Genomic DNA, 24,338 nt, shown 5'->3' on the forward strand with positions numbered 1-24,338 from the left:
CCTTTCACCTTTCACCTTTCACCTTTCACCTTTCACCTTTCACCTTTCACCTTTCACCTTTCACCTTTCACCTTTCATCTTTTATGCTCTAACCTGCAGAACGCAGAACGCAGAACGCAGAACGCAGAACGCAGAACGCAGAACGCAGAACGCAGAACGCAGAACGCAACCACTAGCCCATTCGGCACGACCACTCAATCTTCATCCGCACTTCAGCATCAAATTTCACCAATCACCAACCCTCAACCACTCCTCGGCAACCTTCCTCAGCCCTGGTCACCAAATCCTCTTGCACCCCATCTTTATTTTGATAATGATATCCATTCTCAATTATCAAGTGATGGATAACCTGATGCGTCTGCCCGTTCTGGCTTTACTCTTCTGCCTCATTTCCGTGTTTAACCAGGCTACCGCCGCTGAAAATTCAGCCAGCTGGCCTCGCACCATACCCACTCTGCAAGGCCCGTTCACCTTACAGCAGCCACCGCAGCGCATTGTCTCCACCAGCGTGACGTTGAGCGGCACCTTACTGGCGATTAACGCGCCGCTGATTGGGTCTGGCGCCACCAGTCGCAACAGCAGTGTGTCCGATGCCCAGGGCTTCTTTACCCAGTGGGGGGAGGTCGCCAAAGCACGTCACGTCAAGCCGCTCTATGTTTCCCAGCCCAACGCGGAAGCGATAGCCGCGGAGGCACCAGACCTGATCGTTATCGCGGCGACCGGTGGGGACTCTGCGCTGAAACTCTACGATCAGCTGAAAACCATCGCGCCCGTGCTGGTGGTTGATTACGGCGATAAGAGCTGGCAGGCGCTGGCGTTGCAGCTTGGCAATATCACCGGTCACGAAGCAGAGGCGAAACAGGCAATCGCGCAGTTTGACCAACGCGTCGAGACACTGCGCAGCAAAATTACCCTGCCGCCACAGCCCACCTCGGCGATTGTCTATTACGAAGATGGGCGGGGCATGAATGTGTGGACGCCGGCTTCGGCACAGGGAGAGTTGCTGAAAGCGTTGGGCTTCACGCTGGCGATGCCGCCTGCCAACTTGCAGGGCAGTACCAGCATGGGCAAACGCAACGACATCATCCAACTCAACGGCGAGACCATGGCGGATGGCGTCACCGGCAATACGCTGCTGCTGTTCGCCGCCGATGAAAAAACGGTACCGCAGGTGGCGAAGAATCCGTTCCTCGCGCATTTACCCGCTGTGCAGCATCACGACATTTTTGCCATGGGTAACGATACCTTCCGCCTCGATTACTACAGTGCCAGCAATATGCTCAGCAGTATTGAGCGGCAGTTCGTACACTAAGCCGCGGCTTGCTCAGTGGCCGGTGGTTCTTGCTGCAGCTGTGCCGAGCGCAAACCGCGTGCGGCCAGCGCGATCAGCAGCAATAAACTCGCCGCCACGCCGCCGAACCACAGCACGCTGTTGAGCGCGCTCAATGCACGCGCCAATGCGCCGAGTCCTAAAGCACCCAACGAATCCCCGCTCACATCCTGCGCGGTGCCCAAACTGTTGACTCGGCCCAGCAAAGCGTCCGGCGTATGGTGCTGAATCAAAATAAACTGCAGCAGGGAAGCGATAGCATTGCTGTAGCCATAAGCCACCAATGCCAGCAACGCCGGAATCAGTTGGCTATACAGCCCCAAAGAAGCGATGCAACCAAAGGCAGCCAGTGCACTCACAAGCAACACCAGACCAGGTCGTGACAACTGTCGCACCCAGCCGCTGGTGAATGCGCCGATCATCGCACCCAGCGGCACGGCGGAATACATCAGCCCGAGCGCCGAAGCATCAACCTGCCACGTTTGCGCCAGTGCCGGGAACAGGATGCGCACCGCGCCCACCATACTGAGCAGCAAGCCGACCAGTACGGCCGCACCCACCACATTATGCCGGCAGACAAACTGAATGCCGCTGGCGAGCGCGCGCAAAGGGTGTTCAGGCTCCTGCTGCTCCGGTTTCATCGCGGGCAACCGCACCAGCGGGATCAGCGTCGCCAGCGTGCCGATGGCGGCCACGGCAAAGGCCCAGCCGACGCCCGCCGCCACGATGATCATGCCACCCAGCGCCGGAGACAAGATCGCCCCCAGTCGCACGGTTAACATGCTCAACGCACCGGCCTCCGCCAGATGCTCGCGTCCTACAATCAGCGGAATCACCGCCATCAGCGCCGTCATGCCCAGCGCACCAAAAAAACCATCCCAGAAGGCGAGGAAATAGAGCGCCCACAATGAAGGGGCAGGACTAAACGCGTTCAGGCTTAGCAGCACAAAACCGATACCACAGGTGCCGCGCGCGAACAGAATCAGCTTGCGGCGATCATAACGATCTGCCAGCACGCCCCCGAGCAGCAGGCCAATAAACATGCCGATACCATCAAGCATCACGGCCACGCCAACCTGTAAGGTCGAGCCGGTCATGGCCTGAATCTGGATCGGTACGCCCACTGCCAGCATGCCCAGCGCAAATACGGATAGCATGCGGGCGCAGAAGATAGCGCGAAACGCGGCGTTGTTTTTCAGCAGGCTGAAATCAAGAAAAATTGAAGGCTTAGCCATAAATATCCATTGTTAAAACGAGCAGGGGCGCACATCAGTGCGCCCACATTAAGTGGCCAAAGGCCGGGTGTTATGAGCGACTCTCAGATAACAAACGATTGATCAGCGGACCCAGCACTTTCAGCGAGGTGGCAGACAAAATGTCAGCGTGCTCGCAATCCAGCGGCCAGATTTCCAGGTCTGAAACAAACGGTTTCCAGGTTGCAGGCACATCCATGTCGGCAGGCAAAGTTTTCTCTGCCATAAACAGCGTGGCTTTACCGGCATAACGTGGCGTACGCGCTTCCGCCAGCCGGGCGACTGCGTCCTTGTAGTTGGCGACGATGGTGCTAAACATCGCGGCTTTCTCGGCACGTAACAGGGGATCGCGCTCATCTTCAGTAGCAGCCATAAACTCGGCCTGTTCCCGCGCCACTTCCTGCTCCGCCTCTTCAGCATCGGGCGTGCGCCAGTCCTGTCCTTCGGCCGGGTAAGTATCCAGCAGACCAAGGAAGGCCACGCTTTCGCCATTGGCCTGCAGACGCGCCGCAATGCCTTGTGCCAGCGTGCCGCCCAGTGAGTAGCCCAGCAGGAAATAAGGCCCATGCGGCTGCTGCTCGCGAATCACAGCCAGATGGCGATCGCACATGGCTTCTAGACTTGTACAGGCTGCGATAACACCCGCCGGGCGCGGTGATTGCAGCCCCACAATCGGGAAATCGCCGTCGAGATAGTGCAGCAGCGCGCTGTACTGCCAGGCGAACCCTGATGCCGGATGGATGCAGAACAGCGTCGGCCCCTGACCGGCACGCAGTGGCAGCAGTTCCCCGTTGCCGCTGCTGTCGCTGGCATCGCCTGACAACAGCGCTGCCAGTTTCTCCACGCTGCGTGCGGCGATGATCTGTCCGACACTCACCGGCTGCGCTACACGGCGGCGCATTTCTGCTGCCAGTCGCATCGCCAGCAGGGAATGACCGCCCAACGCAAAGAAATCATCGTCGGCATACACCTGCTCACATCCCAGTAGCTGCTGGAACAGTTCTGCCAGCATCTGCTCGTGAGGCGTTTCCGGCAGACGGCCAGCCTGCGTGCTGCGTTGCGGCAACGGCAACGCTTTACGATCCAGTTTGCCGTTAGCGCTGAGGGGCAAATCGTCCAGCAGCAAATAGCTCACCGGCTGCATGTGGGCGGGCAGGCGAGTGCTCAACTGCTGTTTTACCTGTTCGATGTCCAGTGCCACGCCAGGCTGAGCCACCAGCCAGCCGAGCAGCTGGCGATTATCGACGCCCGCCGCCGCCTGTTGTGTCAAATTGCGCGCAGCCACGACTGCCTGCGCCACGCCCGGCAATGCCACCAGCGCCTGCTCAATTTCACCCGGTTCGATACGTTGTCCGCGCATCTTTAACTGATCGTCGCTGCGCCCCAGATACTCTACGGCGCCATCCTCACGCCAGCAGGCGATATCACCGGTGCGGTACATACGTTCGCCATCAGCAAACGGAGCGGCAATAAAGCGCTGCGCGGTAAGATCAGCGCGATGCAAATAGCCATCTGCCAGCTGGATGCCGCTGAGATAGAGATCGCCCGGCACGCCGACTGGCACCGGGCGCAGCAGGTTATCGAGGATATGCAGTTGGGTGTTCCACACCGGACGACCAATCGGCACGCCGGGGCCATTCAGGCCTTCGAGCGCGCTACCGCTGGCGGGTTGCCATGTGACATCCACGGCGGCTTCGGTCGGGCCGTACAGATTATGCAGCGGAGCGGCGATCACCTGCTGATAGCTGCGCGCCAGATCGCAGGCCAGCGCTTCTCCGCTGCAAAATACGCGGCGCAGTGAAGCGCAGGCACGATCGGTGTGCGTACTGACATGCCCGACAAAGGCGGCCAGCATCGACGGAACGAAGTGCAGGGTGGTGACCTGGTAATCGTCAATCAACTGCCACAACGCCTGTGGATCGCGATGGGCATCCTGCGGCGCCATCATCAGCTGTGCGCCGGTCATTAACGGCCAGAAAAACTCCCATACCGAAACATCAAAGCTGCACGGTGTTTTCTGCAACACCACGTCGTCGCTACGCAATGGATAGCTGGCTTGCATCCAGCGCAAGCGGTTAACGATGGCGCGCTGATTGACCACCACACCTTTTGGCTTGCCGGTCGAACCTGAGGTGTAAAGCACATAAGCCGGTCGCTGCGCGTCGGGTGTAGGCAATGGATGACGTGCCACAGTCTGTGCGCTGGCAAGGCGATCGAACATCATCAGAGTGCCAAAGCCAGCAAAACGATTTTCCAGCGCCGACTCGGTGATCACCACCCACGGTCGTGCATCGTCCACCATGTACGCCAGACGTTCATCGGGATAGCCAATATCCAGCGGTAACCAGGCTGCGCCCGCCTGCAAGATGGCAGTGAGAGCAATACTCAGACGAACCGAACGCGGCAAGGCAACGGCAACGATATCGCCTGGCATCACGCCCGCTTCGATCAGTCGATCGGCCAGCAATGTGGCCTGACGCTGCATCTCGCGGTAGCTGAGCTGATGCTCAACATCACACAGCGCCAGCGCGTCCGGTGTGCGTGCGGCTTGCTGGGCGATGGCTTGTTGTAGGGTTTCATTTTCCAGCTGCACGCCGGTGTTATTGACCCACTCGAGCAGCGATTGCTCGGCGAGGGTTTGCAAACGCCACTGCGTTAACGGCAGATCCGGTGTGGTCACCAGCTGCTGTAACAGCAGCAACAGGCGTTCAGCCAGACGGTCGGCATCGGTGACGCAAGCGCGGTATTCCATTAATAGCGTCAACTGTTCACCCGGCAGCACCAGCAGCGTTAACGGGTAGTGGGTATAGCCGCGGTTGTGGATCGCGTCGCAGCGCACCTTCGCGTTGGCGTCGAGTAATGTCTGATTATCAGGATAGTTCTCCACCACCAGCAGGGTATCAAATAGCGTACCCGCACCCGCCAGCTGTTGGATTTCAGCCAGTCCAAGGCAATCCTGCTCAATCAGCTGGATCTGACGATTTTGGTGCGCGGCTAACTGCTCCAGCAACGGGCGTTGAGTATCAAACCGCACGCGCACCGGCAGCGTGTTACTGAACAGACCGACATGTTGATCGATCCCTTCAATCTGGCCGAAACGACCTGAAACCGGCGCGCCAAATATCACGTCCTGCTGACCACTGGCAATCGACAACATCATGCCCCACAGGCCCTGCATCACGGTGTTGAGGGTCAATCCGCGAGTGCGGCACAGCGCATAGAGTTCGCGCTCCAGCGAGGCGTCCAGCGTAATGCGTTTTTCCTGAACAGCACTCTCGGCGGCATTGGGATATAGCAACGTGGGCCGCACGTCGCGCAGGCACTCTTGCCACTGCTGGCGAGCCTGATGCTCATCACGCTGGCTAAGCTGGCGCACGATGTCGGCATAATGGGTGCGTTGGGCGGCCAGCGGCTGTTGACGCAATGCGCTAAGTAAATCGTTTAAAATCACCGGCGTTGACCAGCCATCCACCACCAGATGATGCGCATTGAGCAGCAGCGTCCAGCGTGCTTCATGGCGATGCGGGATTAGCGTCGCCTGCAACATCACCGGCTGCTGGAACAGATCCTGTGACAGCGCCTGATGTTCAGTGGCGTCAATATCCTCGACTTCCAGAACCTGTAGTGGCCAATGCAGATCGCCTTCCGGCAGCAACTGAAGGGGGTTCAGACTGAGTTCGCTATCAAACCTGGCGGCGAGCTGCGGATGGCGCTGCAACACCTGGTTGAGCGCCTGCTGCACCGATGCTACCGACACATCACCGCTGAGGGTTAATCGCGTCAGTGAGTTATAGCTGCCTTGCGCGCCACTGGTCTGCGCGTGGAACAGTAATCCTTTCTGCAATGGCAGCAGCGGCAAGACGTGGCTAAAGGCCCCGTGACGTGCGCGCAAACGTTGCAGCAGCGCATCATCAACGCCTTCAAGATTGATTTCCGCAGCGACCAGCGTGTTGGCGGCCTGCTGTGGCTGTTGCTCTGCGAAGTGGTAAAGCTGTTGCGCACCCAGAGCGATGGCCTGATGCAGTTGCTCAATCTGATCGGCATGCAAGACGCCCTCCGCCCAGCTCCAGTTCAGCGCCAGCTGCTGGTCATCAACAAACACGTTGAGTTCCAGTGCGTGCTGTAACGGCATGGCATCGTCCTGAATCACCGCAAAAGTGTCGCGGAACTGCTGCGCGGTCCGCTGAGGCTGCCAGTGACCGGCGGATTGGGTAAAGCGGCCGAGATAATTGAACAGCACCTGTGGCGCATGGTCGGCGGCCAGTTTCGCCAATGTAATGCCACGGTGGGCATCCAGCCAGCGCAGTTGGCCATAACCGATGCCACGATCCGGCACGGCACGCAGCGCGGATTTCACCGCGCGCACGCTGTCATTGAGGTCGGCCGAAGCAGGCAGGGCGAGCAGCAGAGGAAACTCCGCTGTCAGCCAGCCCACCGTGCGCGCCAGGTCCTGATGATCGTGCAACTCGGCACGGCCGTGTGACTCCAGCGTCACGCGTTGTGACGCACTGCCGTTCATGCTGCGCAGCGCCAGTGAGAGCAGCGTCAGCAGTAACTCTTCGCTGGTGGCACGGAACTGCTGCGGCAGGGTATTCAGCAAGGCAGAGCTGGTGGCCACATCCAGCAGGGTGCGCTGATGCAAGACACGTTCGTTACCCGTTAAGGCTCGCTCACCCAGCGCCGGCAGCGGCTGTTCCAGCATGCGTTGCCAGAACGGCATTTCGCTGGCGCGTGATGCCAGGTTAGCCAGCAGCGTAGCGGACCAGTCATGCAGTGAGGTCTCTTCGGCAGGCAAGGTGATCGGTGCACCGCTTAGCAGTGCATCACCGGCCTGTTGCAGTTCATCCAGCAATACTCGCCATGACACGCCATCCACCACCAGATGGTGCAGCGTTAACACCAATCCGCAGCTTGCACCTTGTGTCTGGAGCAGGGTTGCCTGTAGCAATGATCCTGTCGCCGGATCGAGGCGTGCTGCATCGTCACGGAAGGCCTGATCGGCGGCCTGGTCATATGCTGACACTTCGATAACACGACAACGCGCAGGGCGCGCAGAGAGCGATTCGCCCACCACTAACTGCTTATCACGCGTGAAGGCGTTGAGGGCTGGATGCGTGTTGGTAAGCTGTTCAATCAGCTGTTCCAGCTGCGCGAGTTGCAGCTCTGGCGGCACCGACAGCAGCACGCCGTGGGCGAAGCGCGCGTTAATGCCCGCCTGCGCATGGAACCAGTGCAGAATCGGCAGACCACCAATCGCGCCCTGTTGCGACACGCGGGCATGTCGAGTGTGTTGCGTTAGAGGGGCGAGATCTTGCGCCATACATGCGGCGGTGCGTTCGGCAAAAATGTCACGTGGGCGAAGCATATAACCAGCGCGGCGAGCGGCGGTGCTGAGGCCCATTGCCGAAATACTGTCACCACCGAGTGAGAAGAAGTCATCTTCTGCGCCGACGCTCTCCAGCCCGAGCAGGCTGGCCATCGCCTGGCAAATTAACGCTTCCTGCGGGGTGCGCGCCGCGCGGCTTTGCTGTTGCTGAGCCTGATGGGGTTTCGGCAGTGCCTGGCGGTCGATTTTGCCATTCACATTCAGTGGTAGATCATCCAGCACCATCAGCACGGCTGGCAGCATATAGTCCGGCAACTGGCTACCCAACTGCGCCAGCAAGCGGTTGCTGATTTGCGGATCGGCGCGCAAGGCATCATCCTGCACCGAGCAGTAGCCAATCAGACGGTGAGTGGCGCCCATTACTTCGGCAATCACCACTGCGGTGCTGACTTCGGGCAGTGCCACCAGCGCGTTTTCAATTTCACCGAGTTCGACGCGGAAACCGCGCACTTTGATCTGGTGATCCACGCGTCCGATAAACGCCAGTTGACCATCCTGACGCCAGCGCATCACATCGCCGCTGCGATACATCACCTCGCCTTCGCGGAAGGGATTAGCCACAAAGCGCGCGGCTGTCAGATCCGGGCGGCGCAGATAGCCGCGCGCAATGCCGGTTCCGGAGATGTAGAGTTCGCCGGTGCAGCCAATCGGCACTGGACGCAACTGGCTGTCGAGCAGATAAACCTGGCTGTTACCCACCGGGCGGCCAATTACCGGCTGCGGAGAAGCCAGCACGCTGGCACCGAGGGTATCAATGGTGTACTCAGACGGGCCGTAGTAATTGTGGATTTCCATCTGATGCTGTTGCTGCATCAGTTTCCACAACGTCGGCGTGGCCGCTTCACCGCCAATCATGACAAACGCAGGGCGGTGGTTTTCCGCTTCCAGTAATCCGCTGTCGATCATCTGAGAGAAGAATGACGGCGTGATGTCCAGCAGATCGACCGGCACCGCGTTCATCTGCTGAATCAAACCCCAGGCATCGCGACGTAGTTCTTCGTCGAAGATATTCAGCTCGCAGCCCATCAGCATGCAGAACAGCGGTTCCCACGAAGAGTCGAATGAGAACGACGCGGTATGACCGGCGCGCATGCGGCGCGGGTTGCTGGCGTGGAAGCGGTCAATCGCCGGTCCAAACAGATGTTCGTGATGTGACAGGAACAGATTCAGCAATCCCTGATGTGTGCTCATCACGCCTTTTGGCCGGCCGGTGGATCCGGAGGTGTAAATCATATAGGCAAGATCGTCGCCGCACAGCAGAGTGCTCGGTACGCTGGTCGGCTGTGCCGCCAGTTCGCTCTCCAGCTGATCGATGCACAGCGCGGGAAGGGCCGGCATCTGCGCCAGTGTCGTGGAGTGAGTCAGCAATAATGCGGGTTGCGCATCGTCACACATCAGTGCCAGACGTTCGCGTGGGTAGTCAAGATCCAGCGGCATGTAGGCCGCGCCGCTCGCCAGCACACCAAAGATGGCGACCAGCGAATCCACCGAGCGCGGAATACCCATCGCCACCACGTCGTCTGCTTGTAAGCCACGCGCCATCAAGGCATGTGCCAGTTGCATGGCGCGGTCGGTCAGCTGGCGATACGTCAGTGACTGTGTGCCACAGACGACTGCCGTCAGGTCAGCGCTTTGTGCCGTGCGTTGCAGCAGCATATCCACGATGGTGGTCGCCCCCGCAGGCGGGGTGATTTTCGGGCCAGTGGACCAGCGCTGTAAATCAGCCTGTTCGTCTGGAGCAATGATCGAAAGCGTATCCAGAGTGGCTTCGGGTTGTGCAGCGAACTGCGTGAGCAGATGACGAATACGGTCTGCGTGACGCTGTAACATTTGTGCGTCGTAGCGCGTCGGGTTAGCCACCAGTGTTAACTGCAATGCGCCATCACGGAAGCCCACTTCAAACTCGATATCGTCAACCGGGCCCATGGCTAAGGTGTGGGTCGCCGCCGGAATACCATCGAATTGCAGATCATCATGGTAGACCTTGACGTTGATCACCGGCCCATAAAGCTGTTGGCTGCTGCCGACCAAACCCAGATCGCGACGCAGTTGCTCTGCTTCATAGCGCTGATGACGGCGTGCTTTGCGGATTTCCGCTTGTACCTGCTGCACCAGCGCGGCTAAATCAGTGTGATGAGGGATGTCGAAGATCAGCGGCAGCACGTTAACCACCGGCCCCAACGCCGTCAGTGCCGCCGAGCCCATGCGGCGCATAAACGGAAAGCCAATCGCTAAGCGCGAGTTGTCGCTAATGCGCGCCAGATAAGCCACCAGCAGGGCACTGACAATATCGCCTTCGCTGCAATCCTGGAACGCTACGTGCTGGCGCAACGTTGTCAACTCCGGCAGCGCGACGTGGCAGCTGATCGGACGATCGCCAGCATCCGTTACGCTTTCACTGGAGAGCGTTAAAGTTTCGGGTAGTTCAGCCGCATAGGTCTGCCAGTGGCTGGCGGAACGGGCAAACGCCGGGGATACTCCCCACTGCTGATACTCATCAATCACCTCGCTAAACGGCGTGAAGGGTGAAAGTGAGGGTTCTTCGCCACGGCACAGTTCGGCATAGATGGCCGCCACGCGCTGCGTCAGCGCTTCGAAACTGAAGCCATCAACCAGCAGATGGTGATATCGCTGATACCACCACCAGCTGCCATCACCCACGCGCATTAACACGTGGCGATACAGCGGCTTATCACCGTCGGCCGCCAGTTCGGCGCGCAGATCGGCCTGCATCAGTTTATGCGCCTGACCGGTGGCGTCCGCGCGCTGGCTGAAGTCATGCCACTCCGGCAGCACCAGTGCCTGCGCGCCAAACCATTGCGCGGGATTCCCGTTTTCATCGAGGCCAAAGCGTGCCTGCACGGTATCGGCTTCCGCCATCGTCTGGCGGATGGCGCTGTCCAGGGCGGCGCGGTTGATGTCGCCGTGCAGCACGCTGTAGTGCGCCACGGTAAATTGATTGCGCTGCTGCGCAATAGCGTCAGCGATCCAGATGCCGGGCTGAGCCGCCACCAAAGGATACGCAGGTGAATGCGTGATTAACGATGCCAAAGGAATGTTCCCGTCTAAAAAAATCGAAAAAGGAAAAGTTAAAAAAGCGAAAAATTAATGTGCGCTGGACGACGTCTGTTGCGTCGCTGGTCGCATGTCCTGCCAGTGTGTTTCGATGTACTCAATCGCTGCGGCACGCGGCAGCGGACCCGCCACGTTTTGCCAGCCCGCAGGCACCTGAGCAAATGCGGGCCACAGGCTGTATTGCTGGCGCGCGTTGATCAGCACCAGAAAATCGAGCGCGTCGTTATCAAACGGATTTTGTTGTTCAGACATGGTGGTTACCTTTTGAGGTTGGATCAGAGAGAAGATCGGCCAGCAGCCAGCGGCAGCCGTCGATCAAGCCGCCGCGCCAGCACAGCGCGTCGTGCCCTCCGGCGTAGCAGCGGAAAAACAGTTCGTGGCCGGCGGCTTCCAGCGCGGGACGTATTTGTTGATTCACGAACAGCATGTCTTGTTCGCGATCGCCGACTTCCTGGAAAATCTTCAGCTTGCCGACGGGCAGGGCGTTGTCCTGCAAACGCTGTAGCAGCAGACCCGGCGCGTGCTGTTCACGGTTAGCGTAATCACGGATGTATTGCAGGTGCGGCCACCAGAACGAGCCGGATTGCGTGAGGATGCGGCCAAAACGCTGCGGCCAATGCAGACCGGCGTACAGCGCCGCGAGGCCACCGTAGCTTTGCCCCGCCACCAATGTGCGGCAGCCATCGCTGCTGAACGCGGCATGCTGACGCGCCAGCGGCAACAGTTCCTGTTGCACCGCCTGCCAGAAGGTTTCGTTGCAGGGCAGCTCAACCTCGCGATGCTGGCTATCGATCACGTCGATAAATAACCAGCAGGCAGGCGGCAGTTCACCTGCTGCGGTGCTCTGATCGAGGGCGCTGAAAATCGGCTGCCCGTATACCCAATTCTGCCCATCCAGCAGAATCGCCAGCGGGCGCTGATCCGGTTGCGCAGTCTGTCCGGTGGTGTAAAGCCAGACGTGACGCGTGACGTTGAGCAGATCGCTGTGCCACTGCAAAGTTTGCAGGCCATCTGGCCAGGTGTCGGCCAATCCGGCATCCAACTGTTGCCAGGCAGATTGATCAGGCGCCTCGGGCATATGCGCATTACTCAGCGCAAAGCGGCGGCTGCTCAGAAACGGGGGCGAAGGATTCAGCATGTCGGGGATCGCCAGCGGCATCAGCGAGATCCACCACTTGCGTTGCAGCACCCGGCAGGTTTCGTCACTGCCGCAGAACAGCGGGGGCATATGGTCATCCGTCACCGGGATCAGGCTATAGCTGCCACGCCAGTCAGATTCGATCTGCGTCGACCAATGCCAGACATCACTGTTGCCGACGCGAACCAGGGATTCGGGGGCCTGGCTGTGATGGTCGGTGACGCCGTTTATATCGACATAGACCCTTTTTGTAGACGATGACTCGGAACGGCCCTCGGGATCGCGCCAGAAGAAATGCATGTGCGTTTCGCCATCAGCCTCATGCTCAATCACCGGCGTACCCGCCTTATGAAGCTGTTCCCACCAGCGATGGCTGCCGAGATCGTCCTGCTGTAACCACTGGGTAACTGTTCCGGTTGGCAACCAGATTTGCGTCATTTGTTCTGCATCGCTGAGAAACATCCTGCAATCTCTCTCCACATTTTCTTCAAAGACTTTACATTAACAAACGTAATGCAAATGCTATTGATAACGATTTACATTTGCAATATTATTTTTGCGCCGAATAAATCCCCTATTTTTCAGATGATTATTCTGAAATAGGCTTTTAAGGGGGATTCAGGGCCGAGTTTTATCAGAGGAAGTTATATTTCAATCCGTTACAGCTTTCGCCGTTGGGTGAAGAGGAATGGACGGATTATTTCATCGACAAGGCAGTTTGAAATAGAGATGGCAACTATGTCCGTTAAAGCAAAAAATTTAGCAATACCTGCTGTGGCACTTCCGTTCAGATTCTCCCGTCTTCACCTGTCACTGGCCTCAATTCTGCTGGTGGCGCCTGCCACTTTCAGCGTCGCGGCAGAAGAGACCATCACCGTGAATGCAGATGCGCGTGAAAGCGTGACGTCTCCACTGCAAGGCTATGTGGCGAAAGAGAGCGCTGCAGGTACCAAAACCTCAACGCCACTGCGTAAAACCCCGCAATCGATTTCGGTGATTACGCGTCAGCAGATGGACGATCAGGCGGCGCCGTCGGTGGCGGATGCACTGAGCTACACCAGCGGCGTGCTGACCAACTACCGTGGAAACTCGAACCGTAACGATGAAATCATCGCGCGTGGTTTCCGCTATGCACCGAAATTCCTCGATGGCTTGAGCTATGGCTTATCCGGCCAGGCTGGCGCGGCAGGACAGATCGACCCATGGTTGCTGGAGCGTGTGGAGATGATTCATGGCCCGGCATCGGTGTTGTACGGCCAGGTTAACCCCGGCGGTGTCATCGCGATGACCAGCAAGCGCCCAACCGCGCAGAGCATTCATAAAGTTCAGCTCAGCACCGGTAATCAGCATCTGGGCGAAGCGGCGTTTGATTTCGGCGGCAAACTAAATGACGACAACACGCTGTTTTATCGTCTCAACGGTATCGCCAGCACCAAACATGAGTTCGTGAAAGATAACAAACAGCAGCGCATGGCGATTGCCCCCGCGCTGACCTGGCTGCCCAACGCGGACACCAGTTTCACCTTGCTGACGATGTATCAAAACGAGCCAAAGGCCGGATATCGTAACTTCCTGCCTGCTAACGGCACGCTGTTTAACACAAGCGCGGGCTACATTCCTTACGATTTCAACGTCAGCGATCCGAGCTTTAACGAAGCGAAACGCGAGCAGACTTCGGTTGGCTACATCTTCGAGCACAACTTCAACGACAACATCAGCTTCACGCAGAATATGCGTTACAGCAACATGGATGAGTCGTACAAATACCTGGTCTATACCTTCGATGTGGATGGCAGCGACCATCAGATCAACCGTCGTCCGCAGCATGACAAAATCAAGTCTAAAGAGCTGGGCATTGATAATCAGGTTAAAGCGACGTTCGATACCGGCAACGTTGCGCATACCGTGCTGGGCGGACTGGATTACAAATGGAGCGATGTCGATAACAAACTGTGGCGCGACAGCGGTGATCAGTACATTCTCGACTGGGCGAATCCGACCAGCGTGACGATTAATGAGAGCGATCTGGCGTTGAACACCAGCACGCGCAAAAAGCTCGATCAGGTTGGCGTGTATTTGCAGGATCAGCTGGAATGGAATCAATGGAATCTGCTGCTGTCCGGTCGCCAGGATTGGGCGGAAACGCGTACGCAGGACCGTATGGAAAATACCACCACACAACAGAATGACAGCAAGTTCACCGGCCGTGCCGGTCTGTTGTACGCCTTCGATAATGGCCTGTCGCCGTATATCAGCTACAGCACCTCGTTCGAACCCAACCTGAGCACCGGTGCGCCGGGCAGCGATCCGTTCGCACCGACTACCGGCGAGCAGACGGAGATCGGTATCAAATATCAGCCAGTGGGTTGGGATGCGGTGTTTACGGTTTCCGCGTTTGATATCACGCAGAAAAACATCACCTCTTACAACAGCGAACTGGGTTACAACGAGCAGATCGGTAAGGTGAAGTCCAAAGGTATCGAGACGGAAGCGCACGCGCAAATTACCCCTGAAATTAAGGTGATGGCGGCTTATACCTTTACCGATGCGGAAACCAAAGAGAGCAACACCGCGGCGCAGGTCGGCAAAACGCCTTCGAGTATTCCGCGTCATGCCGCATCTGCCTGGGGCAGCTACAGCTTCCTCGATGGTGCGCTAAACGGTCTGACGCTCGGCAGTGGTGTACGTTACACCGGCACCGCCTGGGCGGATTCCATCGGTCAGGACAAGGTTCCGCACTACACGCTGTATGACGTGATGGCGAAATATGAGCTGGGCGAAGCGGCTAACTCACTGCGTGGCACCACGCTGCAGTTGAACGTCAACAACGTGGCCGACAAGCACTATGTTGCCTCCTGCAGCAACACCAGCGCGTGCTTCTACGGCAGTGGTCGTTCAATTGTGGCGTCCGTCAGCTACAGCTGGTAATCGCGATAAGGCAGGGCGTCCTTGCAGGTGCCCTGGTTTTACCTATTTGCATTCCGTGCTGCTTTCCTGCAGATGAAACACCTGGAGACAGGTTTTCGGAAAATACTGGATTTGTGTGACTGTCATCACTCCGCGAGGCACGCTAAAATAATCGCTTCTCATTTAGCAAAAGGTTTTTCGTCACGATGTTTTCGCGTTTCACTCTGGCCGCTGTGACGGCCACACTTATGCTTACCGGTTGTGCACGCCACGCCGCAGAAAGCAACGCTACGGCGCAAGCTGACGCTCCAGCCGCTGCCCCCATCGAGAATGACAACATTCCTTCGCAGTTTGAAAGTGGCCCTACGGTGATTAACGTATCGCATTTGGTCACCCGCACTGATGACGGCTCATCCGTTTATGTGACGGTAGATGGTCAGGATGCCGGGCTGTTGCAGAAAGGCGAGAATAAAGAGATTCGCGTTGCTGAAGGTAAACACCAGATCGGTGGTTACGTTCAGACGCTGTTTGGTTTTGGCAAGGTGACCATCGCGTCGGTGGATGTGACCACCGACACCAAAGGACCGAAAAACGTGGTCTATTCGGTGACGCGTCAGAAGCCGACCTTTAGCGAAACGCAGGCCGCTGCGCCAAACAACTCCTGATCTGCAAGCGGTGCTGCTCTCGCCAGCACCGCCCCCGTTTAATTCCGGCTAAACACCAGTTTTAATCCCGCAACGGCGAAGCAGCACGCCAGCAGCGCATCCAGCCCACGGCGGATACGGCGATAAAATACCGCCATCACCGCAGTGGAGAACAACAGCGCATAGCCGTAAAACACCAGCACGCAGATCGTGGCACATCCTGCGATGATCATCGGCAAAGTTGAGGCCGCTGCATCTGGTTTCAAAGCCACCGACATGATCGCCACCCAGGTCAAAATCGCCTTAGGATTGCCAACGTGCATCAAAATACCCTGACGAAACAGCCTGATAAAGGCGACTTTGTCGCCGCTGGCGCTGAATTCATTCGCATCAGGACGGCGTAAAGCCGATTTACCCGCCTTATAGGCCAGCCACAGCAGATATAAACCACCGCCGATTTTCAGCACTATCAACAGCTGAGCAAAGGTTGCCAGCACGGTTAACACGCCACAGGCCGCCAGCAGCGCCCACATCATCGAACCGCTGATCACCCCACTTGCCAGCGCCAGTGCGGCACCGCGTCCTTTCTTCATTGCCGTGCCCATAATCGCCATATTGCTCGGGCCCGGGCTGGCGGTGGCAACAAAATAGGTTGTGTAGATCAGAATCAATTCGTGTGAAAGCGCCATGTCGTCCTCTGCGATGAGATTGTCCTGCTTTTGTTATATCGCCTGCATCGCAGAATGACTACTGCTGATTCCGTCTTAAGAAGGGATCGCCCTGGTGTAGCTGCGACTTTTCACTTTATAAAGCGTGAAAATAATCGAAAGCGAGGCAATCACCACCAGAATCAATCCGGGGCCAATCAGCGATCCGAAGCCTAACGCATTGAAGATTAGCAGGCCGACAATGCCACCGGTGAGGAAGGAGAAGATGGTCACCAGATGGGTATTCAGTTGCTGTTTAAAGGCACGGATGTTTTTGGAGGGATCGCGGCGTAATAATGCAACAAATACCGAACCGATAGAGATACCTGCATCGGTTAGTGTGCCGGTAATATGGGTCGATCGTACGCGGCCGTTCGAAAGTTGCGTCGAGGTGGAATTGTGCACACCCATTAAAAATGCCAGTAGTAGTAATATTTCTGCGTTATTATTCGACGAGAAATAATAAATTTCGAACAATGACGTCATAATTAACAGCACGCCTTCCACCAGCAGAATGCAGCTAAATATGGTGCGCAGTCCATTAATCACGCCAAGCACCACCGAAATCCTTGCCACCACCGCACCGGTGACAAAGGCACCAATCATGGCAATGAAGACTTTAAGATTACGTATATCCATCTCATTCAAATCGCTGGATATTTGTGCGATGTTGCCGGACATATGCGAGGGGAAAAAGCCAAAGGCGGCTAACGCCATGGCGTTCAATAATCCCGCTGATGTGGCCAGGCACAGGGCGAGATTACGATCTTCAACGTGTGTTCTGGTGCGCTTCAGTTTTATCAGCATAATTCACCCTTGCTCATGGAGAGTATTGTGATAACGCAATGCGTCAAATCTGGTGTTCGCCAATGAATAAGTGAAGCACAAAAATCTTAAGGGGATCTTAATAACTTTCAGATATAGATAAATCTTATTATGGGTGTAAAGATATCTAAGGAAGATTGCCAGTTGCGTTATCTCTGTTTACTTTCGCCTGATGTCTTTAATTTCAGAGAAATATCGAAATGACCCATTCTGGTGCTCAACCTGAGCAGCGGCGCGCGCTACTGCTGGTCAATCGTCGGGCACGCCGTGGTGCGCAGTGGGCGGATCTGGCACATCAGCAATTATCGGCAGCAGGCTATTCCCTGATTACCCCGCACGAAGATGATGAACGCAGTTACAGTGAATTGATTCTGGCGCATCAGCATCAGGTGGATGTGGTGATTGTCGGCGGCGGCGATGGCACGCTGAATGCAGCGGCACCAGGGCTAATGCAATCCCGCTTGCCGCTGGGCATTTTACCGCTCGGCACGGCCAATGACTTTGCCCGTACATTAGGCATTCCTTTTAATGTGGATGCAGCAATCAACATCATCGTCACAGGTCACACGCGGCGTATCGATCTGGGTGAAGTCAACGGCCATCTGTTTTTGAACGTGTCCAGCGTAGGCTTCTCCGCCAGTCTGGCACGCAATCTCACCGCAGCAGCCAAGAAAAAGTGGGGCACAGCAGGTTATGCGCTGGCCGCATTACGTCTGCTGCGGCAAAGCCGCCCGTTCAGCGCCATGCTGCATTATGATGGCCAGCAGGAAGCAATTAAAACGGTGCAGTTTTCGGTGGGCAACGGCCGTTTTTACGGCGGTGGGATGACGATTGAGAAGGATGCGGCACCCGATGATGGTCGTCTGGATGCGTATAGCCTGGAAGTACGTCACTGGTGGCAAATTCTGGCGCTGTTTCCTTCACTGCGCCGTGGCACGCATGGTCGCTGGGGAAGTGTGCGCACGCTGAGCGGCACCCAATTTAGCCTGCATACCCGGCGTCCGCATGACATTAATGCTGATGGGGAAATTATTGGCCGCACGCCTGCACATTATCGTTTAATGGGGGGGGCAATCGCGGTATTAGCACCAAATAAACCTTAACTGCTTACTGTTATGGAACGTTAATATCGGCTGATGAGAGTGTGCCACTATTCTGAATATCCTGATCTCATTTCATTTAAGTCAATAATCAGTTCGTTAAGGTGTTCCTCTTTTTACCTCTGACAACCTGATGATAATTCGAGGTGTCATTCAATCACCTTGAGATAAATCATCGGGTGCACAGTTCCATTTCTTGTATGATGGCGATGAAATCACAGGCTTTTCATCGATTGCTGCGCCTTATCACAATCTTTACATTATCCTGAAAAACTCTTTCAGGGATCATCCCCATGACTTTCCGCTCTGACATTAACGGGCTGCGTGCCTATGCGGTTATGTTAGTTATCCTTTATCACTTTGGTTTTTCCCAGATGAGTGGGGGATTCCTCGGTGTTGATGTGTTCTTTGTTATTTCCGGCTATTTAATGACCGAAATTATTATGTCGCGGCTCAATAATCATAAATTTTCACTAATGGCGTTTTATGCTGCACGCTGCAGACGTATCATTCCGCCCTTAATGGTGCTGTGCGCAATATTAATGTTGATGGGTTATTTCCTGATGCCGCCAGACGAGTATCAACGCATGGCGGAGCATGCGGTCTCCAGCCTCAGCTTTATATCCAATGTGGTCTATTTCAAACAGGGCGGTTATTTTGATACCGGATCGGTATATAAATGGCTGCTGCATACCTGGTCATTAAGCGTTGAGTGGCAGTTTTATTTATTATTGCCTCTGGCATTAATGTTCACCGCACGTTTCCTGCGCCAGCAATTTGTCTGGGTGATGGGCATCGCTGCGCTGTTGTCGTTTGGCCTGGTGCTGGCGATGGTTGCCACTGATTATCATCTCACCGCGACTTATTATTTGTTGCCCACCCGCGCGTGGGAAATGCTGGTTGGCGGATTAGTGTATCTGGCACCTAAAACCCGATTGAGCGGGCAGGGCTGGGTTCCACCACTGAGTATTCTGGCGCTGATTCTGTGTGCACTGATGTTTGATGAGAATATCGCGTGGCCGGGCATTATGACGCTGATACCGGTGCTGTTCACCGCGCTGATTCTTCACGCAGGGGTACAGGACTGCCGGTGGTTGAATCATCGCGTGATACAGCACATCGGCAAAACATCTTATTCGATCTATCTTTGGCATTGGCCCTTGTGGGTGTTCTGGCATCTGGCGGACTGGCCGGTCACGTTCATCAGCCAGGTGCTGCTGATCCTGCTGTCACTGGCTGCTGGTTGGGCTTCTTACGTCTGGGTTGAGAACAGGCAAAGCTGGTTCAGCCGGAAAACTTATATCGCGCTGGGACAGGCTGCTGTGGTGATGTTGTTTGGGGTGACGATCGTTGCGAGGGCGGGAATCCCTTCACGCGCACCCGCCGTGGTGGCCTCAATCGATCACTATTCACAGCAACGCTTTGCGCTGGCTAAAAATTGCTTTGTGCTCAGCGGCATCACATCACCACAGTGCGTATTTGGCGATGCCAGCAAGGTGAATCTGGTGGTGCTGGGTGATAGCCACGCCGCCGCCATGTTGTCCTCGATTGTGGCCAGCGCGGGAACGCAGGATGGCGTGGTGTTCATCGCACAGTCTGGCTGTCCTTCAGTGCCGGATATTCAACGCAGCGCCAGCCCTGATTGCGGTGGCTTTGTAAAAGCGGCAATGGCTGATATTGAACGCAAATACCCCAACGCATCGGTATTGATCATCAATCGCATGTCGTTTTATCTGCACGGCGAATATGGCAGCGGCAGCAGCGCACCGACCTATAGCTTCAGGCAGGACGGCAGTTCTGTTGCCGCCTACCAACAGCATTTTGGCGCCGCAGTGAAACAGCTCGCCAGCCATCATCGCGTCTTTATCATGACGCCGGTGCCGGAATTCGGTTATGACGTGATTTATCGCATGTCACGCGATGCGATGCGCGGCAAAGTGCTGACCATTCAGCAATCTCGCGCTGAGTATCAATTACGTCATCAGGACGCGCTGGCAATGCTCAACAAGATCGTGGCGCTCTCACCTAACATCACCTTGCTGGATGCCACGCAGGGATTGTGTGACAGCCGTTACTGCTACGGAGCCAGGGAGAATGTGCCGCTGTATCGCGACGATAACCACCTTTCGGAAGTGGGAAACAAAAGTCTGAGCGGGGTGTTTGCAGGGATGTGGGGGATGATTGAGGGGCGGTGATGAGAATCGCTCAACCGTCGGTTGCAGCAATTGAAGCGCGCGGCGAAGATCTGAAAATTGCCACTTTAAAGCGTTATGTTGAGGCGCTGGGCGGGCAATTAACGATTGGCGTAAATATGCCTGGCGGCCAGCACGTCGATTTTGCGCTCTAAGCAGTTTTGTTTTTCTGAGCCAGCCACACCGTTCTGCCACCGCAGGTGGCATCTTCGGTGATCTGATTAACCACGCTGAAACTGTTATCCGACAGCAGTTGGCGGAATTCATCGTGATCCAGACTGGCATGATAGAGTGGGCGTTCAAGGAAAGTGCCCATTGCTTCGCCGTCGCTGTGCCCGCTGGTGAACATCAATGCCGCGCCGTTCTGGGCATGCTGAGCAAAACGTGGAAACATCGCGCGTTGATGATCGCGCGTCAGGTGGAAGAAGCTGTCCCATGCGATGATGCCGTTGAAAGCCTTCGCGAGTGCCAGCGTGCGCATGTCGGCAATATGCCATTGCGCCTGTGGGAACCTTTCCCGACAGCGAGCAATCATCGGCTCGGAAGCATCCACCCCCGTGACCTTGAATTGCTGCTGCAAAAAGTGCTGCGCAATAGGAATACCCGCGCCGCAGCCCACATCCAGGATCTCACCGCCAGCGGGAATCAGATCCAGAAAACGCGCCAACCAGTGCTGCTCGATAAAGTGCTTAATGCGATGGTTATCCCAGACTTCGGCACCTTCCCGATACAGGTCAATAATATGGTCAGCTTCTTTTTCGTGATTCATGGCCTGCCTTCATTAGGGTTGAGGGTTCATTATCGTTGAAACTCAGCATGCTGAAAGATCAATACGATCCCCTCGTGGCGTTGGATGGGAGATAACAAGAAATTCCACTGGAGATTCACTGTCGTTCCTGGCCTGATGCTTTGCACCGGGGGCGATTTCCAGTCCCTGCTGGGCCTTGATGTCGTGTTTCTCACCTTCCAGTTCCATCGTCAGGGCGCCCTGCAGAACGAAAAAGAATTGTCTGGATACGGAGTGAAAGTGACGTGTTTCACAGGTGCCAGGAGGCATTTTCTCATGAATAATCAACATGTCCTGACGATTGACTAAATACCAACCGTCGCAGTTATCACCCCAGACATAATGCTCAGCATTCTCTTGCGAAATCATCTCGTTTCCTTATCTAAATTTTTTCCAAGCTCACGCTTAACGGCGCTCAACGTTCTGCGTCGAATCAACCCACTTCCCGCTCTGATCGCCAGCCAATAAGCTGCCATCTTAAAATGAGAGGTTTTGTCCGGGCAGTGAATGAACGTTTCCGTAATAAGTTCGGACTGGCTGTCATTAATGATATTAACTTGATAGCGCAGCAGCAGCTTTGCAGCGCCCGGCCGCGCGGGCTGCTGATACTCTTCAGCGTCTGAAATCTTTTCCAGGCCAAAGTCGGCGCGCCAAAACTCGCCTCTTAACCCATAGCAAAGTTCTAAAGCAGAGGCGTGAAGAAGCGTGAAGGTTTGCAGACCGAATTGATCATCCTGGGATACAGGGGCCTTTCTTTGCAGTTTACGCGGCAACTGTCGTATCGACATCAATGCCCGGATCACCGCATCCTGCTCAATATCGAAGGTCTTGATAAGCGGCATGATCTTTTCCGGGCTGATGGTTTGGATTACCGCGCTGTGTTTTTCGTGGAACTGGAAATCAGGCAGGTAGGGCGGAACGTCACTCCAATTAGTCAGCATTTTCTTTGACACAAAACCCAGTGAAATCATCCTTAACCTCGTTTTGGGGTGTTAATGCATTCGGCATATGTTCACTAACATAGTCAGGTTGCCTGCGAAATACACCACTTATTGATTGTCTTCACAGGCGATTGACTCATCATCACTCTTCACGTCCCCAATAAGCCAGTCATGGAACATTCTGACTTCACTTCGCATAGTCTGATGTTGCGGTGTCACCAGATAATAAGACCATTTCAGCGGCCAGCGCTGTTCAGGGTGGAGCTGCACGAGTTGACCGGTTTCAATAAGTTGTTTAACCAGCGCATGGCGAACAATGGCAACACCCCGGCCGCTCAGCGCTGATAAAATCACTGCTGCAGAGGAGTTGATATGCAGCCCACTCTCAAGTGCTTCAGGAGCATTTACCGCCTTAAGAACATCCTCCCATGAAGGAAAGTCTGCACCGGGATGTGGCGTGTCATCATGAATCAACTTTTGCGTGGCGAGCCATTTACCACAGGCCTTTTTTTGCGGCGGGGAAAGCCGTGGACTGCATACTAATACCGCCTCCTCATCCATCAGCCATGTTTTGTTCACGCCAGGCCAGTCTCCCAGCCCACAACGAATGCCGATATCCGCTTCACCGTGTGACACATCCATCAGCTTGTCCGTCACGTTGAGGCGCAAATCTGTATTTTCATGCACTTCAGAGAACCGGTTCAGGCGCTCCATCAGCCAGTTCATCATCAAAACCTGTGACGCAGTGACAACAATGGCTGAGCGCGCACGGCGGCCACGCAGTTTAGTCAGGCCGGTTTCGAGCTTGTCCAAGCCCTGAGTGATGTCCTCAAGGGCTTCCTGAGCTTCATCGACCAGTGTCAGACGCGCTTTGCCGCTGCGTGTGCGGTGAAGCAGCGGGTGCCCAACCCAATCTTCGAGCGATCGGACGAGTTGACCAACCGCTGCTGACGTGACACCCAGCTCTTGCGCTGCGCCGGTAAAGCTTCCGTGCCGCGCGGTTGCCTCAAAAGCATGCAGCCATTTCAGTCGGTTTAGCGATCGCATAGAAATATTCCTGATCAACGCTAACAGAGTTAACGAAAAAGATTTTCTTTCTTGTGACACAACTTCTTCTCATTCGTCAACCTGAAGCCGTGATGGCACTCTGCGTTCACACAATTAAGAGCTCTACTCTTCATTCATGATAATCAACGATTTATGAGGTTAGTGATGAACACATCTTTTGCCGGAAAAAAACTGTTAGTGGTCGGCGGTACCAGCGGCATGGGTTTCGAAACGGCGAAACTGATTTTAGAAAACGGAGGCCGTGTTGTGCTGGTGGGTAGCCGTCAGGATAAAGCTGAACAGGCTCGTCAGGCATTGGCTGCGGACAGCAAGGTATCTGTGATTGTGGCCGACCTGACAGAAGAGGAAGGACTGCAGAAAGTGGTTAAAACCATCAATGCGGAACATAAAGACATCAGTCTGCTGGTGAATGCCGCAGGGGTATTCTTCCCAAAACCGTTTATCGAACATGAAGCGTCTGACTATGACATGTACATGAGCATCAACCGCGCCACCTTCTTTATCACCCGCGATGTGGTGCGCAATATGGTTGCGGCCGAGATTAAAGGCTTAATCGTCAACATTGGTTCTATGTGGGCACAGCAGGCAATCGGCGCCACGCCGTCCTCTGCCTATTCAATGGCAAAAGCGGGGCTGCACGCGATGACCAAAAACCTGGCTATCGAGCTGGCTGAAAAGGGCATCCGCGTGAATGCTGTCTCACCGGCGGTTGTGCATACACCGATTTACGAAGGTTTTATCCCAAAAGACGACGTGAAAGACGTGATGAACAGCTTTGACAGCTTCCATCCGATTGGCCGCGTGGGCACGCAGGCAGACATAGCTGAGACCGTGGCTTTTCTGCTTTCAGACAAGACTGGCTGGGTGACCGGCGCAATTTGGGACATTGATGGTGGCGTGATGGCAGGACGTAACGCATGATGGCGATGCCGTTCATCCGTTCGGGTTTGTAAGCACTCCGGCGCAGACAGAACAACATTATGTT

17 protein-coding genes and 1 pseudogene are annotated in these 24,338 nt (G+C 55.7%); 8 read left to right on the top strand and 10 right to left on the bottom strand.

What is annotated here, in order from left to right:
• Both AC1MDE_RS22090 and fepB read left to right on the top strand, forming a co-directional pair.
• Positions 1-348, top strand: a 348-nt coding sequence (locus tag AC1MDE_RS22090) for a hypothetical protein (protein WP_480345078.1), incomplete at its 5' end; no start/stop codon positions are given.
• A gap of 4 nt (positions 349-352) precedes the next feature.
• Complete coding sequence (gene fepB, locus AC1MDE_RS22095) at positions 353-1,312, top strand: Fe2+-enterobactin ABC transporter substrate-binding protein (RefSeq protein WP_236699733.1); 960 nt, start codon at positions 353-355, stop codon at positions 1,310-1,312.
• On the opposite strand, the gene entS is transcribed toward fepB, so the two are convergent.
• The 4 genes from entS to fes all read right to left on the bottom strand — a co-directional run bounded on the left by entS (position 1,309) and on the right by fes (position 12,644).
• On the bottom strand, positions 1,309-2,565 hold the full coding sequence (gene entS, locus AC1MDE_RS22100) for an enterobactin transporter EntS (RefSeq protein ID WP_058960323.1): 1,257 nt from the start codon (positions 2,563-2,565) through the stop codon (positions 1,309-1,311). The genes fepB and entS overlap by 4 nt on opposite strands.
• A gap of 70 nt (positions 2,566-2,635) precedes the next feature.
• The gene (locus AC1MDE_RS22105) at positions 2,636-11,020 is read right to left on the bottom strand and encodes an amino acid adenylation domain-containing protein (RefSeq protein ID WP_480345079.1); all 8,385 of its coding nucleotides are present in this window, start codon (positions 11,018-11,020) and stop codon (positions 2,636-2,638) included.
• Between the two features lie 54 nt (positions 11,021-11,074).
• Complete coding sequence (locus AC1MDE_RS22110) at positions 11,075-11,296, bottom strand: MbtH family protein (RefSeq protein ID WP_034830344.1); 222 nt, start codon at positions 11,294-11,296, stop codon at positions 11,075-11,077.
• Positions 11,289-12,644: an enterochelin esterase gene (fes, locus tag AC1MDE_RS22115; protein ID WP_480345080.1), complete on the bottom strand. Its 1,356-nt coding sequence runs from the start codon at positions 12,642-12,644 to the stop codon at positions 11,289-11,291. Before fes ends, AC1MDE_RS22110 begins: the two co-directional genes overlap by 8 nt.
• A 276-nt stretch (positions 12,645-12,920) precedes the next feature.
• Between fes and AC1MDE_RS22120 the strand changes: the two genes are divergently transcribed.
• Both AC1MDE_RS22120 and AC1MDE_RS22125 read left to right on the top strand, forming a co-directional pair.
• A complete protein-coding gene (locus AC1MDE_RS22120; RefSeq protein WP_058960321.1) occupies positions 12,921-15,110 on the top strand; it encodes a TonB-dependent siderophore receptor in 2,190 nt (729 codons plus the stop codon).
• Between the two features lie 185 nt (positions 15,111-15,295).
• Positions 15,296-15,754: a hypothetical protein gene (locus tag AC1MDE_RS22125; protein WP_058960320.1), complete on the top strand. Its 459-nt coding sequence runs from the start codon at positions 15,296-15,298 to the stop codon at positions 15,752-15,754.
• A 38-nt stretch (positions 15,755-15,792) separates the two neighbouring features.
• On the opposite strand, the gene AC1MDE_RS22130 is transcribed toward AC1MDE_RS22125, so the two are convergent.
• Together AC1MDE_RS22130 and AC1MDE_RS22135 are read right to left on the bottom strand one after the other, a co-directional pair.
• Positions 15,793-16,422, bottom strand: a complete 630-nt coding sequence (locus AC1MDE_RS22130; RefSeq protein ID WP_058960319.1) for a LysE family translocator — start codon at positions 16,420-16,422, stop codon at positions 15,793-15,795.
• Positions 16,423-16,497: 75 nt separating this feature from the next.
• Positions 16,498-17,247, bottom strand: a complete 750-nt coding sequence (locus AC1MDE_RS22135) for a YoaK family protein (protein ID WP_479400280.1) — start codon at positions 17,245-17,247, stop codon at positions 16,498-16,500.
• A 218-nt stretch (positions 17,248-17,465) separates the two neighbouring features.
• On the opposite strand from AC1MDE_RS22135, the gene AC1MDE_RS22140 reads away from it, so the two are divergent.
• The 3 genes and pseudogenes from AC1MDE_RS22140 to AC1MDE_RS22150 form a co-directional block, all read left to right on the top strand.
• Complete coding sequence (locus AC1MDE_RS22140; RefSeq protein WP_479400279.1) at positions 17,466-18,368, top strand: lipid kinase; 903 nt, start codon at positions 17,466-17,468, stop codon at positions 18,366-18,368.
• Between the two features lie 290 nt (positions 18,369-18,658).
• Positions 18,659-20,560 (top strand): acyltransferase family protein, encoded by a 1,902-nt coding sequence (locus tag AC1MDE_RS22145; RefSeq protein ID WP_479400277.1) that lies wholly within the window; start codon positions 18,659-18,661, stop codon positions 20,558-20,560.
• Positions 20,560-20,712 (top strand): annotated as a pseudogene (locus AC1MDE_RS22150) (transcriptional regulator); the annotation flags it as partial. The gene AC1MDE_RS22145 and the pseudogene AC1MDE_RS22150, both read left to right, overlap by 1 nt.
• On the opposite strand, the gene AC1MDE_RS22155 reads toward AC1MDE_RS22150, so the two are convergent.
• The 4 genes from AC1MDE_RS22155 to AC1MDE_RS22170 form a co-directional block, all read right to left on the bottom strand.
• On the bottom strand, positions 20,709-21,326 hold the full coding sequence (locus tag AC1MDE_RS22155) for a class I SAM-dependent methyltransferase (protein WP_480345081.1): 618 nt from the start codon (positions 21,324-21,326) through the stop codon (positions 20,709-20,711). The pseudogene AC1MDE_RS22150 and the gene AC1MDE_RS22155 overlap by 4 nt on opposite strands.
• 42 nt (positions 21,327-21,368) lie before the next feature.
• On the bottom strand, positions 21,369-21,713 hold the full coding sequence (locus AC1MDE_RS22160) for a cupin domain-containing protein (protein ID WP_479400276.1): 345 nt from the start codon (positions 21,711-21,713) through the stop codon (positions 21,369-21,371).
• The gene (locus AC1MDE_RS22165) at positions 21,710-22,315 is read right to left on the bottom strand and encodes a hypothetical protein (protein WP_058960314.1); all 606 of its coding nucleotides are present in this window, start codon (positions 22,313-22,315) and stop codon (positions 21,710-21,712) included. The genes AC1MDE_RS22160 and AC1MDE_RS22165 overlap by 4 nt, the downstream gene beginning before the upstream one ends.
• Positions 22,316-22,393: 78 nt before the next feature.
• Positions 22,394-23,332, bottom strand: coding sequence for a LysR substrate-binding domain-containing protein (locus AC1MDE_RS22170; protein WP_479400404.1), 939 nt, complete (start codon positions 23,330-23,332; stop codon positions 22,394-22,396).
• Between the two features lie 165 nt (positions 23,333-23,497).
• Between AC1MDE_RS22170 and AC1MDE_RS22175 the strand changes: the two genes are divergently transcribed.
• Entirely contained in the window at positions 23,498-24,274 is a 777-nt protein-coding gene (locus AC1MDE_RS22175) for an SDR family NAD(P)-dependent oxidoreductase (protein ID WP_058960312.1), read from the top strand.
• Positions 24,275-24,338 lie beyond the last annotated feature (64 nt).

The organism is Pantoea folii, from assembly GCF_056678875.1.

Coding starts and splice junctions, on each gene's coding strand:
- fepB (WP_236699733.1), top strand. CDS start 353: ATGCGTCTGCCCGTTCTGGCTTTACTCTTCTGCCTCATTTCCGTGTTT.
- entS (WP_058960323.1), bottom strand. CDS start 2,565: ATGGCTAAGCCTTCAATTTTTCTTGATTTCAGCCTGCTGAAAAACAAC.
- AC1MDE_RS22110 (WP_034830344.1), bottom strand. CDS start 11,296: ATGTCTGAACAACAAAATCCGTTTGATAACGACGCGCTCGATTTTCTG.
- fes (WP_480345080.1), bottom strand. CDS start 12,644: ATGTTTCTCAGCGATGCAGAACAAATGACGCAAATCTGGTTGCCAACC.
- AC1MDE_RS22120 (WP_058960321.1), top strand. CDS start 12,921: ATGTCCGTTAAAGCAAAAAATTTAGCAATACCTGCTGTGGCACTTCCG.
- AC1MDE_RS22125 (WP_058960320.1), top strand. CDS start 15,296: ATGTTTTCGCGTTTCACTCTGGCCGCTGTGACGGCCACACTTATGCTT.
- AC1MDE_RS22130 (WP_058960319.1), bottom strand. CDS start 16,422: ATGGCGCTTTCACACGAATTGATTCTGATCTACACAACCTATTTTGTT.
- AC1MDE_RS22135 (WP_479400280.1), bottom strand. CDS start 17,247: ATGCTGATAAAACTGAAGCGCACCAGAACACACGTTGAAGATCGTAAT.
- AC1MDE_RS22140 (WP_479400279.1), top strand. CDS start 17,466: ATGACCCATTCTGGTGCTCAACCTGAGCAGCGGCGCGCGCTACTGCTG.
- AC1MDE_RS22145 (WP_479400277.1), top strand. CDS start 18,659: ATGACTTTCCGCTCTGACATTAACGGGCTGCGTGCCTATGCGGTTATG.
- AC1MDE_RS22155 (WP_480345081.1), bottom strand. CDS start 21,326: ATGAATCACGAAAAAGAAGCTGACCATATTATTGACCTGTATCGGGAA.
- AC1MDE_RS22160 (WP_479400276.1), bottom strand. CDS start 21,713: ATGATTTCGCAAGAGAATGCTGAGCATTATGTCTGGGGTGATAACTGC.
- AC1MDE_RS22165 (WP_058960314.1), bottom strand. CDS start 22,315: ATGATTTCACTGGGTTTTGTGTCAAAGAAAATGCTGACTAATTGGAGT.
- AC1MDE_RS22170 (WP_479400404.1), bottom strand. CDS start 23,332: ATGCGATCGCTAAACCGACTGAAATGGCTGCATGCTTTTGAGGCAACC.
- AC1MDE_RS22175 (WP_058960312.1), top strand. CDS start 23,498: ATGAACACATCTTTTGCCGGAAAAAAACTGTTAGTGGTCGGCGGTACC.